Here is a 14,941-nt window from a genome sequence, read left to right on the forward strand (position 1 = left end):
CTTAATCTGTGGATAAGTTTGTTGAGTAGTTTGGGGCTTTAATTTAAGTGCATGATATTAAATGGAAAAATAAACTGTACAAACAATGTTCAGTGGATAACATTATCCAAATTGCAAGCATTTTCCACAGGCGTTGTCTACCATGAAATTGCAAAATGTTTATTAATTTTGCAATTTCTTATCTTGACAATGCAGTGTAATTATCGCGTTTCTTAATTCAGACAATGCAGTTGCTACATAGAAACAGCCCTGAGGGTATACGTCATCTCACTGATGTTCTACATTGTGTTAACAAGGTTAGAAAACATCAAAAAAGGAGCGGGAATGTCTGAAGCGTCGTGGTGCGATATTACAACTGAAAATGCTGAAGCGTTGGCTGAGTTTTACGAGAAAGTGATGGGTTGGAAAAAAGAGCCTGTGGATATGGGAGGATATAGCGATTACGTAATGATGAAACCCGACGGTACGCCAGTAGGCGGCATTTGCCATAAAAAAGGCGTGAATGAAACACTACCAGGTGGGTGGATAAACTATTTTACGGTAGCAAACTTATCAAACTCGCTCGAACATGTAGAGTCGCTTGGCGGCAAGAGAGTGGGCGATGTAAGACACCACGGCAAGGACAGCTTTTGTGTAATTTTTGACCCAACTGGGGCACCTTGTGCGCTTTATGAAAAAGGCAGCGATTAAGCTGCCTTTTCAATCGGTGTGTGGTTATTTATTTAATACGCCACGGTTTACTTGGTCACGCTCGATAGACTCGAACAACGCCTTAAAGTTACCTTCACCAAACCCTTCGTCTTGCTTACGCTGAATAAATTCAAAGAACACTGGGCCAAATACGGTTTCAGAGAATATCTGCAATAACAGTCTTGGTTCGCCGTTCTCTGTTGTACCGTCTAGTAAAATGCCGCGTTTTTGCAGTTCATCTACATTTTCACCATGACCAGGAAGACGCTCTTCAAGCATATCGTAATATGTGTTCGGTGGAGGCGTCATAAACTTCATGCCGCGCGCTTTTAGCTTGTCTAAACATGCAATTAGGTCGTCGCAGGCAAAGGCAATATGTTGAATACCTTCACCGTTATACTTCATTAGGAACTCTTCTATTTGGCCACCACCGCCAACAGCCTCTTCGTTTAACGGAATACGAATTTTTCCATCTGGTGCCGTCATTGCTTTAGATAACAGACCTGTATATTCGCCCTTAATATCGAAGTAGCGAATTTCGCGGAAGTTAAATAGTTTCTCGTAGAAACCTGCCCAGTAGTCCATACGACCGCGATATACGTTGTGCGTAAGGTGATCAAGCGTATGGAAACCACAGCCCTTAGGATTTCTGTCTACGCCTTCAATCCAGTTGAAGTCGATATCATAAATTGTATTTTCGCCTTCGTAGCGGTCGATAAGATAAAGACGAGCACCGCCAATTCCTTTAATAGCTGGAAGTCTTAGTTCCATTGGACCGGTTTGGGTGTCCATTGGCTGTGCGCCGCGTGCTAGTACTTCTTTGTAGGCTTTTTGTGCGTCTTTTACACGAAATGCCATACCACATGCTGACGGGCCATGCTCTTCAGAGTAATAATCGGCATGACAGTTCTTGTCGTAGTTACTTAATAAATTGATGTCGCCTTGGCGCCACAACTCAACGTCTTTTGATTTGTGTCTTGCTACTAAAGTAAAGCCCATTGCTTCAAAGATTGGCTCTAAGATACCTTTCTCAGGTGCAGTGAATTCTAAAAATTCAAACCCGTCTAATCCAATTGGGTTGTCGAATAAATCAGCCATGGGTACTTCCTCAACGTGAAACTTTTAAAGTAATTGTGAGCCGATTGTAATGGGGGGGTAAATTCTCGCGCAATAGCATGGCTGAATGAAGTGTAAACCTGTTGGAAAGCCTAGGTGTAACGAAATCTTTTCACCTTGGCGTGAGGTTAGAAAGTTGAAGAGGTGCTATTGTTTAAGTTTATGAATATTAATGAAAAGTATAATTTATGCGGCGTTGTTTTAGTGTGCAGATAACAGTACACATGCCATGTTCAACACTAACGTGGGCGCTACTACACGCCCACGTTAGTGTTGATTTAAGTGACTAAGATACGTGCCCCAGCCAGTGCCTAAGTAAGCATGCAAATAAGCGCCTGGCCATGTGCTAATAAAGGCGTCATGTGTCGGCCTAGCGGGTTAATGGCTTACTTTTTACCGTCGTAGTATTTTTTAAGCCCATCCCAGCAGGCAAGATAATCGCGTTGTCTAATGTCTGAATTCATTGCAAATTCGCTAGGAGCAATGGGGTAACGAGATTCAAACATGAATGCCAACGTGTTCTCGTACCGCTGTGGTGAAAGGTCTGCATTAGACGCTTTTTCAAAGACTTCGGCTTCCGGACCGTGTGGGGTCATACAATTATGCAAACTCATTCCGCCAGGCACAAAACCATGCTCTTTTGCGTCGTACGTTCCCTCAATTAAACCCATAAATTCACTCATAATGTTGCGATGGTAGTATGGCGGGCGGAACGTCTGCTCTGCCACCATCCAGCGAGGTGGGAAAATAACGAAATCTACGTTCGCTGTGCCTTCAAGTTCTGACGGCGAGGTAAGCACAGTAAAAATAGAAGGGTCTGGGTGGTCGAAACTCACGGTATTTATAACGTTGAAGCGACTAAGGTCATACTTATAAGGGGCAGAGTTTCCAACCCATGCAACAACGTCGAAAGGTGAGTGTGACAGCGGGGCTTCGAATAAATTGCCACAATATTTGTTAATTACTGTATGTGGAGTGTCGTTTTCTTCAAACCAAGCTGTAGGGTATTGGAAATCTCGCTGGTTTGCATAACCGTTGGCACCAACAGGACCGCGCTCTGGCAGTACAAATGGATGACCATAGTTTTCGCATATGTATCCACGTATAGGCCCATCCATGGGCGTAATAGAGAACCGGATGCCGCGAGGAATTACCAGTATCTCGCCTTTTGAAACTTCAAGTTTACCTAACTCTGTACGTACCAACATAGTACCCAATTGCGGTACAAACAGCATTTCGCCGTCAGACGAGTAAAACACCTTGCTATCCATGCATTTATTTGCTGTGTAGCAGTGGATACCCATACCAATTTGTGTTTTTGTATCGCCATTTGATGCAATGGTCACAAGCCCTTCTACAAAATCCGTAGGTGCTTCAGGCAGCGCTACAGGATCCCATCTTAAAACGTTAGGTGGGCAAGGTATGGCTGTTTCAGGCGCAGTTCTAATTAAACCATTGTCTATTTGTGTGAAGTCACCCATAGCAATGGATGGTCGTAAACGATATGTCCATGTTCTTCTATTTTCTGCGCGGGGTGCAGTAAATGCGGTAGAACTAAATTGTTCGGCATAAAGCTTATAGTTAACCTTTTGCGGGCTAAATTGCCCTTTAGGAAGCGCATCGGGTAGTGCTTCGGTTTCGTGCTCGTTATTAAAGCCTGTAAGGTAAGTTAGGTTTTCCATAAGCTGTCCATGTTCAGTTGTTATTACCAACAGTAGACCATAAGTTTTCTGTTGGCATTTATCGTTTATAAATTAGTTACAAATGAAACTATTTGATTTAGGCTAGTGGGAATTAGATGTTAAATCAATGCATAGCACGTATTTATGCTGTAGAAGGACGGCCTTTTACGTTGTAATAACTTTACAGCATGGCCCTCTCAAGCGCTTAATCTTTTAAGTACTTAGCTTTGCCAGTGTCTAGCACTTCCACTGAATTGGTGTCACTAATTAAAACAACGAAACAGTAACGCTTAAAAAAGAAAAACGAAAAAGGTAACGGGCAATGAAATTAGAGGACATGCTAGCTTACAAAATGGCAATGGCTGCCAGTGATATAAGCGAATCTTTGTATAACGTATACGCAAGCTACGGTCTAGTTATGCCAGAATGGAGAATTATGGCCACATTAGGACATTTTTCGCCAGACAGTAAAGTAATGTCTGCAAAAGCATTGTCACAGGCCACACGGCTTGACAAAGTGAGTGTGTCTAGAGCGTTGAAACGCATGGAACATAATGGCTTAATTTGCAAAACGCTGTCGAAAAATGACGGGCGATTTTTTGATGTGGCTCTTAGTCCACGAGGCGAGGCGATGTACAATGAGATCATTCCTAAAATAAGGCTGTGGCAACAAAGCAAACTCAAGAATATCACCGATAGTGAGTATGAAATATTTTTAAAAGTGATAGAGAACTTCAGCGCTTGAATAGCCTATTGAACCCATGATTTCTCTGGTCTGACAAGCAACGGGTTGCCATGCTAGTTAGTTACTTTTACCGCTTTAGCTGATAAATTCCATCGAAATAGACAAATGTCGCAATTTAATTATTCGCTTTAAAAGGAAATGTAGTGGCACCACTTGAAGTTTACGCAGGGGCTAACGCCATTAAGACCATTCAAAAGCAGGGTTTTTCACCAGACATTTTTAGTTATTTTCTAGGTGCTTCAGGTGGACCCAAATGGTTTTCGTTAGCAGGTTTAGATCGCGTTTTGTTTCCAGAGTGGTTCGCCAATGTAAATCATCAAATTCATGTGATCGGGTCGTCTGCTGGTGCCTTCAGAACCATTTGTGCGGTACAAGACGACCCACTGGCCGCCATAAACAGGTTAGCTGAGTCGTATTCAACAACCACTTACAGCAGTAATAAGCCTACACCAAGAGAAATAACACAAAAAGCCGAAGACTTGCTGAAATACATGGTTAATGACGAAGGCAAACAGCAAGTTTTGGCTAACTCACGATTTAAAGCGCACCTTATTGTTGCCAAGTGCTTGGGCGCCACACGGTTCGAAAGTAAAGTAAGGCAGTTATCTGGGCTTGCGATGAGTGCAGCGGTTAATACAGTGAGCCGTAAAAACTTAAAACGCCTGTATCAGCGATACGTATTTTCAACGCCAAATACTGATTTTTCTGTAAACGATCCTTATAACTTGCCTACGCATTATCATGCGCTAACTCAAAATAATATCCACAGCGCATTATTGGCATCGGGATCAATTCCGGTTGTTATAGAAGGTGTTACCGATATAGAAGGTGCGCCTGCAGGCATGTATCGCGACGGTGGCATCATCGATTATCACTTTGACTTGTCTTTTGGGCCAGATAACGGCCTTGTGCTATACCCGCATTTTTACAACAAGCCCATTCCAGGCTGGTTTGATAAAGGGTTGAAGGGCAGAGTGCCGCATCGCTCATCTTATGACAATGTTGTTATGCTAGTGCCGTCAGCATCGTTTGTTGCTAACTTGCCATACAGTAAAATTCCAGACAGAAAAGATTTTGAAGTGTTAGATGCGAGTACGCGCATTAAGTATTGGCAAACAGTATTAAAGGAAACAGACAGGCTTGGTGAGTATTTCATGAACGCCGTACACGATGGCTCATTGATAAATAGTATTAAGCCGTTACCGTTTAGTCAAAAGTAGCTAATAAGATGAACACTGCCGACAAATTAGGCACTTAACGCTATTGTAGGTAACTTTTGCTTGCAGGGCTGCAGTAGGCTCAGTATTATACGCGGCGTTGATAGGTATTTGCCGCGCCAATTTATATCTACAAGGCATTCAACATAAAAATATGCGTCTATAGCTCAGTTGGTTAGAGCGCTACCTTGACATGGTAGAGGTCCCCTGTTCGAATCAGGGTAGACGCACCATCTATTTTTTCTTTTTTTGAATTTCCATATTATCTGCTGCGTAAGCCTACTTCATTTACTTTTTCATAAAGTGGCAGCTTTACACGTTAAATCACCCTTCTACCCACCAACGTTTATTGGGTGCCGCAGCAGCCTGCTTGATGGGCAGTATTTCGCCGAATATGGGCACGCAAATTGGCACATTATTCTCGTTGGCTAGCGCTGTAATTTTATTAATTGGTTCATTCCAATCATGTAATGCCAAATCAAAGGTGCTGTTATGTACAGGCATCATAACCTTTGCATTAACGTCGATATGGGCTTTAAGACTCTGATGCGGAAGCATGTGAATATCAGACCACAGTTCGTTATATGCGCCAGTCTCGATAAGCGACAAATCAAAAGGTCCAAATCGTTCACCTATCTCTTTAAAGCCGTCAAAATAACCCGAGTCACCGCTATAGAATACGTTTGTGGAAACACTTCGAATTACCCAACTTGCCCACAGCGTTTCATCTCTATCAAACAAGCCGCGTCCGGAAAAGTGCTGTGAAGGTGTTGCGGTAATCTCGATACCGCCTTGTACAGTAGATTGCCACCAATCAAGCTCAGTAATTTTATCCTGCGCAATACCCCAGTCGCGAAGGTGATTACCTACCTTTAAAGGCACAATGAATTGCTCAGTTTTTGACTCGAGCATCTCTACACTGGCTTTGTCTAAATGGTCATAATGATCGTGGCTTATTATCACCACAGAAAGCTTTGGCAGCGCTTCAATAGAGATTGGCGTTGCATGAAAGCGCTTAGGACCCACCCATTGAACAGGAGAGGCGCGTTCACTGAATACGGGGTCTATGAGAACGTATTTACCATCCATTTTTAGTAATGTGGTTGAGTGCCCTAATTTTACGATACTGTCTTCATTAATAGCATCAAGCGAGGAGGTGCTTAATTGAACGACGGGAATGTTAAATGTTGGCGCTGCTGTTTCTCTATTATCACTGAAGTAAGCTTTTGTTACTTTCCACATATCGCTGAGCGATGTTTTATAATTTATGTGAGTGTTAGTAAATTTCTCCGGTAGAGCGCGTTTATGCGACTCGGAAATTGTTGCCGTATTTGATGCATTTACAGCGGTATTTGCACAGAAACATGTCATAAATAAAGCTCCAGCCAAAAAGCCTCGACTGACTAATTTGGGCATATGGTCACCATAGTTTGTTTGAAAGTACACTGTGTAGTGTACTTTTATTGTGGAGCATTGATTTAAAAAAGTAAACTGTTCAGTGTAGTTTTGTCGCTGTATAAGCCTCAAAGTAAGCCATTACATTGAAAAATAGAGCTTTTAATGTGGACTTTTTTATGCACTTTAAATTATCTAACGCTGATAAAAATGTGAACGAGCCGTGGCGTTTTAAGATTAACAAGAAAGAAAAGTAGAATTAAAATGTAAATTAATACAGTGACTTAGGATTATTAGGGTAGGGGTAACTAAAAATATACTGATTGTTTTTCGTGTTAATGAACCTGATTGTAGTTATTCACATAAACACACTTACAGCTCAATTAAATGGAGAGAGTAATGTCAGTTAAACTAAATGCAGGTGATACATTTCCAACCATTAACGTTACCAACAGTGATGGAGACACAGTAACACTCGGTCAGCCAAGAGAAGGTTTTTCTTGGCAAGCGGTTTTTGTATATCGCGGGCGTCATTGCCCTCTGTGCACACGTTATTTGAACGACCTTGCTAATTACAAAGAGCAGTTTAAGCAAGCGGGCGTTGACATCATAGCGGTCTCGGCAGATTCAGAATCACAAATGAAAGAGCAGCTACAAGAGATCTCAATTAACTTCCCAATCGCCTACGGGTTAACAGAAGAGCAAATGAAAACATTGGGTGTTTATGTATCCATCCCTCGTTCTGAACAGGAGACCGATCATAACTTTGCTGAACCAGGCCTTTTTGTAGTGAATGAAGAAGGTAAGCTTCACGTAGTGGATATATCAAACAATCCGTTTGTACGACCAGAGCTTGGTGCGCTAGCAAATGGCCTTAATTGGATCCGAGACCCTAAGAATAACTATCCTATACGCGGTACGCTTGCCTATTAAAACGGCTGGGTGCTACCAGAATAAACAAACCAGCGCCGCTACAAGTTAATGGCGCTGGTTTCTAGACTGGCGAATCAATGTATTTACGCTATTGCTTCTGTTCTTGCTTTATACCGTGAAAGGTACAATGCAGCACAGGTAGAATTAGCAAAGTAAGCACCGTTGCTACGGTTAAGCCGAACACAATCACCACCGCCATCGAAGAGAAGAAGGCATCTGAAAAGAGTGGGATCATGCCTAAAATCGTGGTTATAGCTGCCATTGAGACGGGCCTTACTCGAGATACAGATGCATTGATCACTGTAGTGAATTCATCACTATTGTCACGTGACTGCACGTTTATCTCTTCCATCAATACAATGCCATTTTTAAGCACCATACCAATTAGACTTAAACTTCCTAAAAGGGCCATAAAGGTAAATGGCGCTCCCACTAGCACTAAGCCGCCGATGATGCCTATTGTTGTAAGCGGAATGACGCCCCAAATAGCTAACGCTTGGCGCAATTTGCCGAATAATAATACCGTTATAATAAACATGCCCAGAATGCCTATTGGCATACTCGCAAACAGCGCTTTTTGTGCATCTCGTGACGTTTCATATTCGCCACCCCATTCAATGCGGTAGCCTTCCGGTAAGGTTAGCGCTTCAACTTGTGGCTGTACTTTAGCCTGAACGCTGGCCGCAGTTTCACCTGATAATGGCAGTGGTTCGGCATAAACGGCTAGCATTCTTACACGGTTTCTACGCTTGATGATGGGGTTGTCAAGCGTGACATCTACGTTACTGGTTACATCAGCCATGCTGATATACTTGCCTTGCTCCTGACTCCACACATTTAACGAAGCAAGGTTATCGATATCGTATCGCTGATTAGGGTCGTTACGCATTACAATTGGAATAAGGTTACTTCCCTCGCGGTATAGCCCTACTGTTTGCCCTTCGTTATTCAATAAAAACGCGGTATGCACAGCATCTCGTGTTACGCCTATTCTACGTGCTTGTTCTTCTAGAAAAACAGGTTGTATGAAAGGTACTTTGTTACTCCAAGAGAGGCGTACGCTGTCCATGGTTTTTTCTGCATGGAATATGGCTTCAATATCGCTACTAATTTCTCTTAATACATCGGGGTCTGGCCCATAAATTCGCGCTTCTATGGCTGCTTTCGCAGAGGGGCCAACCTGCAGGGCTTTCACTTTATATTGCACGTTAGGAAAGTCTTGCCTCACTAACTCTATGATTTCTCGCATTCTGGCGTTTCGAGAATCAACGGTGTTGGTTTCTACAATAAGTTGGCCATAGCTTGCGTATCTGTCTTCAGGCGCATAGGTGAGCGTTAATCGCTGGGCACCACCGCCAATAACACTCGTCACATTGGCAATATCGTCCATCGCCATAACACGGTCTTCTAATCGTCGAATGGCTTGCTCTGTGGTTAGTACATCGCTGCCCTCTGGAAGCCATAAATCAACAAAGAAAAGGGGCGTAGAAGAGTCTGGGAAAAACGCATTTTTAACAAATTTGCTTGAGCTAACACCACCCACAAGCGCAAGTAAAACCACGACAATAGTCACGTATCGGCCGTTAATGGCAGCGGTTAAGAAACGCTTGTATACCGTAAAAACAATGCCTTTGTAAGGGTCTTCGTTATCGTCTTTGCTTTGTTCTTTTTCGGTTTTAAATAATAAATCAAAAAAGAAGGGGGTAATGGTTAGCGCGGTGAGCCAGCTTAGAAATAGTGAAAAACATAAAACCCAAAATAATGAGCCCACAAATTCACCGGTGGCATCTGGCGACAGTCCAATAGGTGCAAAAGCAGTTATTGCAATTACCGTAGCGCCCAACAAAGGAAGTCCGTTTTGTGCCACCACATCTTTAGCTGCTTGTAGCTTAGATTGCCCTTTGCGCACGCCAATTAGCATACCTTCTGTAACTACAATGGCATTGTCTACCAACATACCTAGGGCGATGATTAATGCGCCTAGTGATATTTTTTGTAGCTGAATGCCCTTTATCGACATCATGATGAAGGTGCCAAGAATAGTGAGTACTAATATAAGCCCCATTAGCACTCCGCTGCGCCAGCCCATGAAAAGTAGCAGCACAAAAATCACGATGGCAACGGCTTCAACAAGGTTGATTAAAAATCCCGATACCGAGCTGTCTACCACAGTAGGCTGGTTATACACGGTATTAAGCTGCATTCCCAAAGGCATGCGAGACTCAAGCTCAGCTATTTTCTTATCAAGCCGTTTACCTACGTCTACCACATTTACCGAAGACGCAAACGATACACCTATGGAAAGTGCATGGGTTCCCGTACTGTGGTACAAAATAGACGGGGTGTCGTTAAGCGTTCGTTCAATAGTGGCAATGTCGTTTAAGCGAATAAGACCGCTTGCTGGAGAGCCAATTACCACTTGACCTAACGCGTCTAAATTATTGAACTCGCCGGTGGGTTGAATAGATAAGCGTTTACCTTGCACCTTAATGGCGCCTGCATTACCCACCACATTTTGCGCAGTAAGAAGCCCCGCGATGGCTTCAGTTGATACATTCAGTGTCTTCATTTTATCGTGGTCGAGTGACACGATAATTTGTTCGTTCACAGTGCCAGCAATAGATACCTTTTTTACGCCCTCAACAAGCTGGATTTCCCGCTGCATCAAGTCGGCGAAATCTTCAAGCTGCTTCAATGTGTAGCTTTCGCTTTTAAGGGTCATTAATAACCCAAACACATCACCAAAGTCGTCGTTAACGATAGATGTACTGGTGCCTGGGGGTAACTTTCCTTGTGTGTCGCCAATTTTGCGCCGCAAGTTGTCCCAATATTGTTCTAGGTCTTTAGATTGAACACTACTTTTAAGCTCTACGGTTATCTGCGATAAACCTACCATGTTCACCGAGCTTATTCGTTTTACATTGGGAATGCGCTGTATGGCTTTTTCAAGCTGTAGGGTAACTTCTTCTTCTACTTGCTCTGGCGTGGCGCCTGGGTATTGGGTTATGACTAGCGCATTTCGAATGGTAAACTCGGGAAACTCTAGTTGCCCTAGCCCAAGAAATGTCACTATGCCACCAACGCCCAAGATAATGGCAACCATCCAGCTAATGACTTTCTGGCGAAAGAAATACTCGACCATAATTATAGGCCTCCTTCTTTCGTCCACTCCGTTACTCGTTGGCCGTCTTTTACTAAGTGCGCCCCCGCTGCAACAATCCTGTCGTCATCACTAAGAGGGCCTTCAACCAATAAGCCGTTAGAAATACCGCGCGCAATAAACAAGTTAACAGGCTCAACAGTGCCTTTTTTATTGTCATTGGTGTCGGCTTTAAAGCGCCATACAATGGCCTTGTTAGGCTCTGCATTATCGGTAACGACTGCGCCAAAAGGCACAAGCCATAATTTCGCGTCTGACTCGATTAACTTCGACATATCTAACAAAACCGTTGCACTCATGCCCGCCAGTATGTTGATGTCGCTAGGGTCGGGTAGGGTGATAGTGACGTCATAACTTAGTTCGCCCTGACGAGTCGTACTCTCGTGATCTTTGTACATGGCCGAGTAGCGCTTTTCAGGCATGCCCGAAAAGGTAACCCATGCAATATCTGAACTACGATTTTCTCTTGCGCGTGAGCGGTCGATTATACGCATTTTTTGTTCTGGTAATTGAAAGGTAACGTCTATAGCGCCCGGCAAATGAAGCTCGGCGATAGTTTGCTGAGGAACAATGACTTGATAATTTTCAACGGGAACAGACGCAATTAAACCCGCAAAAGGGGCTCGTAGTTCGGTGTAACTAAGCTGATCTTGCGCGTTGGTTAAACTTGCCTTTGCCGATAAGAAGTTGGCTTTTGCTTCATCAAACGCTGAACGACTGACTGCGCCCTTTTCCACAGATGCCTGCATACGTTCAAACATGGCGGAAGTAACGTCGAATTGTGACTGTGCATTGGCAAGTTGTGCCTTGGCATCTCTGTCGTCAAGGCGCGCAATCAACTGGTTTTCAGACACCTCTTCACCGGCTTTAACTAACAATTCTTGTAACTTTCCGCCCACGCGAAACGATAAGTTAGAGTACTCGGCGGCTTCTACTTGGCCTGGAAACTTAGCAATGGTCTCGTCTGAGTGCTGCACTTCGTAGAGGGTAACGGGCGTGTAATCTACGGCTTTGGGGGCATTAGGCTTGTCTTCACAAGCGGATAAACCGAGAAGCGCGACAATCACAACAACTATGGCGTTGTTTTTACGAATACCCTTTAAAAAGAACATGGTAACTCTCCGTATTAATGCGTAGGTGTTTTTTGCTTCAGGTAAACGTGATGTCTATGACGCTGTAAAAAATGTCCATAACGTCGCAAAAAGTGTCCAAAACGTTGCAAAAAACGAGCTGTGTTATCTGTTATAGGGTTTATTGTAGGTTTCGATCAGCTTTTTAGCGATAAAACAGTAATTAAAAGATAAGTTTACTCTTCATCAGGTTTTTCATCGTGCGCCAGCTTTTCAGCGTAGCCCTTAGGCGGTGGCGTCCATCCGCGCATTTTTGAGTGTTTATCATGTAAATCGGTTTTTAACGCTTTTTCAATGAGTGACTCAAGCTCAACAAACAGTTTTAAATAGTTGTTATCAACGCGTTCGCCGCTGGCATCGTCAATCCATGCGTGATAAAGCACGTCGTTTTGCTGATCTTCAATGTTCTTGTAGGCCATTTTTTGGCGCTCAACATGAAATGGATGCGTGTTCAACGACCTTAAGGCTTCAGCTCCCATCTCGAGTGCTGAATGGTAGGTTTCTGACACCACATAATCGGCGCCAAGCTGTCGAAGGCGATAGCCATGACCACGGTCAAAAGCCCGCGCTAACACTTTAACATTGGGGTAGGCATGCTTTGCGTATTTCACCATTTCTGCGGCGGTGTCTCTATCATCTATCGCAATGATTAGTAGCGAAGCCTCATGAGCCCCTGCGGTATGCAAAATATCGGGTTTAGACGCGTCACCAAAGTACGCTTTTGTACCAATTCGTCTAATTAAGTCAATTTGCTCAGAACGAATATCAAGCACCACGGTTTTTACGTCATTGGCAACCAGTAAACGGTTAATAATTTGACCAAAACGGCCAATGCCTGCAATAACCACTGAGCCTTGCTCTTCAATTGTATCTTCTTCACGTTGGTTCTGGCCGCCCTGGTAGCGCGGCATTATGGCTTTATCAAATAGAATAAACAGCCCTGGTGTTAAGAACATAGAAATAGCGACAACCAAAGACAGCACGGCAATAATATCGCTGGGTAATACATAGTTTTGTGAAGCGAAACTGAGTAAAACGAAACCGAATTCGCCGGCTTGCGCGAGGCTAAGTGTAAATAGCCATTTATTGCTATTACGTAGTTTGAAAACTACAGCAATCACGTAAAGCACTATTGCCTTAACCAGCATAACGGCTAAGGTGAGCCCAGTAATCAGGCCAACATTTTCTGACAGAACGCTAAAATTAATGCCCGCGCCTACGGTAATGAAAAACAGCCCTAGCAATAACCCTTTAAACGGTTCTATATTCGCTTCAAGTTCATGCCTGAATTCACTGTTAGCAAGCACTACGCCGGCCAAAAAGGCACCAAGTGCAGGTGATAGTCCAACCAACCCCATAAGTGCTGCTATACCGATAATAAGCATAAGCGCAGTAGCGGTGAATATTTCCCTTAAGTTGGACGCGGCAACAAATTTAAACAAAGGGCGGCTTAAGAAATGACCGCCTGCGGTAACAAACGCAACAGACGCAATAATGACTAAGGCATACGCCCATGGTGGTAAACCATCTACTAAACTTAAGCTGTCATGCCCTCCGCCATGCTCCTGTCCACCGTGTTCAGCAACGCTTGAAACAAGCTCTGGAATAGCAAGAAGCGGGATAAGCGCAAGCATTGGGATGACGGCAATGTCTTGAAAAAGCAAAACAGAAAACGCGCTTTTGCCCCCTTCAGTTTGTTGTAATCCCTTTTCTTGAAATGTTTGAAGCACAATGGCGGTAGATGATAATGCGAATATTAATCCAATGGTAAGTGATATGCTAAACGGCTGACCAAACGCAATGGCGGCACCGGTGATAAGGGCAGTGGTTAAGCCCAACTGCAACCCACCAAGGCCCAGTAATTTTGATTTCATAGCCCATAGCGACCTAGGCTCTAATTCGAGCCCAACCAAAAACAACATCATCACTACACCAAATTCAGCAAAATGCTGAATGGTGGTAGTTTCATCGCCAACAAGTCCGAAAACAGGGCCAATTATTAGGCCCGCAATTAAGTAGCCCAATACAGAGCCAAGACCCAAACGCTTTGCCACAGGCACGGCTATGACCGCTGCCACTAAATAGATAAATGCATATAAAAAGTAGCCGGTCATTCTATTCTCCTTTTTGTGTGCACAAATCGGCAAGGTTTTCGATGGTGGTTGCTTTGTCCATATCGAGCGAGCTGGTGACCAGTTTCTCTAGAAGCGTTCTCCACTTCTGGCGGTGCGTATTAATGCGATGTTCTTCTTGTGCGGTGCGAGAACCAAACAGGGCAAAGGGGGCAAGATAGGTCATGTTGGTTATGCTGGCCATTTGTTCAAGGGGTTGCAATAACTGGCGAATGGTGAAGTGATTAAAGCCATCTGACTGATACGCTTCTTCTTTTCCGCCTGCTGTTATGGCACATAAAAAAACTTTGTTTTTTAATGCTGTGCCACCTTGCCCATAGGCGAAACCATATTCAAGCACCAAATCTTGCCATTCTTTCAAAATAGATGGCGTTGAGTACCAGTACAAAGGGTATAAAAAAACGATAACATCGTGGTCTATTAGCCGTTGCTGTTCTCGCTCAATATCTATATTGAAGTCGGGATATTCTGCATACAAATCTACAGCAGTAACGTGTTTATTTTTCTTTGCGTCAGCAAATAGAGGAATATTAACTTCTGAGCGCGCTTGTGCTGGATGAGCAAACAGAACCAGCACTTTTGCCGCATTTTTATTTTCTTCAATCGTCATAGCTACTTTTATTCCTTGCTTCACTTACAGCCATTTAAATCAATTTCGAATTTCTATTTCTTCATCGTTATAAGGTTACTAAAGTTTATCAGGTTGAAAAAAGTAACTTAATAACTATTTTTCTTTCAAGG

At 43.5% G+C, this 14,941-nt stretch carries 11 protein-coding genes and 1 tRNA gene; 5 read left to right on the top strand and 7 right to left on the bottom strand.

What is annotated here, in order from left to right; all coding sequences use genetic code 11:
- The first annotated feature begins 324 nt into the window (after nt 1–324).
- Nucleotides 325–690, top strand: a complete 366-nt coding sequence (locus V7R35_RS11850) for a VOC family protein (RefSeq protein WP_334015063.1) — start codon at nt 325–327, stop codon at nt 688–690.
- Between the two features lie 24 nt (nt 691–714).
- Here V7R35_RS11850 and hppD read toward each other — a convergent pair whose 3' ends face one another.
- Nucleotides 715–1,788, bottom strand: coding sequence for a 4-hydroxyphenylpyruvate dioxygenase (hppD, locus tag V7R35_RS11855; RefSeq protein ID WP_334015065.1), 1,074 nt, complete (start codon nt 1,786–1,788; stop codon nt 715–717).
- A 404-nt stretch (nt 1,789–2,192) separates the two neighbouring features.
- Entirely contained in the window at nt 2,193–3,488 is a 1,296-nt protein-coding gene (gene hmgA, locus V7R35_RS11860) for a homogentisate 1,2-dioxygenase (protein ID WP_334015066.1), read from the bottom strand.
- A gap of 322 nt (nt 3,489–3,810) precedes the next feature.
- Between hmgA and V7R35_RS11865 the strand changes: the two genes are divergently transcribed.
- The 3 genes from V7R35_RS11865 (at nt 3,811) to V7R35_RS11875 (ending at nt 5,683) form a co-directional block, all read left to right on the top strand.
- The gene (locus V7R35_RS11865) at nt 3,811–4,233 is read left to right on the top strand and encodes a MarR family winged helix-turn-helix transcriptional regulator (protein WP_334015067.1); all 423 of its coding nucleotides are present in this window, start codon (nt 3,811–3,813) and stop codon (nt 4,231–4,233) included.
- Between the two features lie 143 nt (nt 4,234–4,376).
- On the top strand, nt 4,377–5,453 hold the full coding sequence (locus tag V7R35_RS11870) for a patatin-like phospholipase family protein (protein WP_334015068.1): 1,077 nt from the start codon (nt 4,377–4,379) through the stop codon (nt 5,451–5,453).
- A gap of 153 nt (nt 5,454–5,606) precedes the next feature.
- Nucleotides 5,607–5,683: transfer RNA gene (locus V7R35_RS11875), tRNA-Val, on the top strand.
- 91 nt (nt 5,684–5,774) lie between these two features.
- On the opposite strand, the gene V7R35_RS11880 is transcribed toward V7R35_RS11875, so the two are convergent.
- The gene (locus V7R35_RS11880) at nt 5,775–6,866 is read right to left on the bottom strand and encodes an MBL fold metallo-hydrolase (RefSeq protein WP_334015069.1); all 1,092 of its coding nucleotides are present in this window, start codon (nt 6,864–6,866) and stop codon (nt 5,775–5,777) included.
- A 378-nt stretch (nt 6,867–7,244) separates the two neighbouring features.
- On the opposite strand from V7R35_RS11880, the gene V7R35_RS11885 reads away from it, so the two are divergent.
- A complete protein-coding gene (locus V7R35_RS11885) occupies nt 7,245–7,778 on the top strand; it encodes a peroxiredoxin family protein (RefSeq protein WP_334015070.1) in 534 nt (177 codons plus the stop codon).
- Nucleotides 7,779–7,866: 88 nt separating this feature from the next.
- Here the strand turns inward: V7R35_RS11885 and V7R35_RS11890 are convergent, their stop codons facing one another.
- The 4 genes from V7R35_RS11890 to V7R35_RS11905 form a co-directional block, all read right to left on the bottom strand.
- Nucleotides 7,867–10,920 carry an efflux RND transporter permease subunit gene (locus V7R35_RS11890; RefSeq protein ID WP_334015071.1) on the bottom strand — a complete coding sequence of 1,018 codons (3,054 nt, stop codon included), beginning with the start codon at nt 10,918–10,920 and terminating at the stop codon, nt 7,867–7,869.
- 2 nt (nt 10,921–10,922) lie between these two features.
- Nucleotides 10,923–12,050, bottom strand: a complete 1,128-nt coding sequence (locus V7R35_RS11895; protein ID WP_334015072.1) for an efflux RND transporter periplasmic adaptor subunit — start codon at nt 12,048–12,050, stop codon at nt 10,923–10,925.
- Nucleotides 12,051–12,244: 194 nt separating this feature from the next.
- Entirely contained in the window at nt 12,245–14,182 is a 1,938-nt protein-coding gene (locus tag V7R35_RS11900; RefSeq protein ID WP_334015073.1) for a monovalent cation:proton antiporter-2 (CPA2) family protein, read from the bottom strand.
- Nucleotide 14,183: 1 nt separating this feature from the next.
- On the bottom strand, nt 14,184–14,810 hold the full coding sequence (locus V7R35_RS11905) for an NAD(P)H-dependent oxidoreductase (RefSeq protein WP_334015074.1): 627 nt from the start codon (nt 14,808–14,810) through the stop codon (nt 14,184–14,186).
- Between the last annotated feature and the right edge of the window lie 131 nt (nt 14,811–14,941).

This window comes from Alteromonas sp. S167 (assembly GCF_036864375.1).
Lineage (GTDB): Bacteria > Pseudomonadota > Gammaproteobacteria > Enterobacterales > Alteromonadaceae > Alteromonas.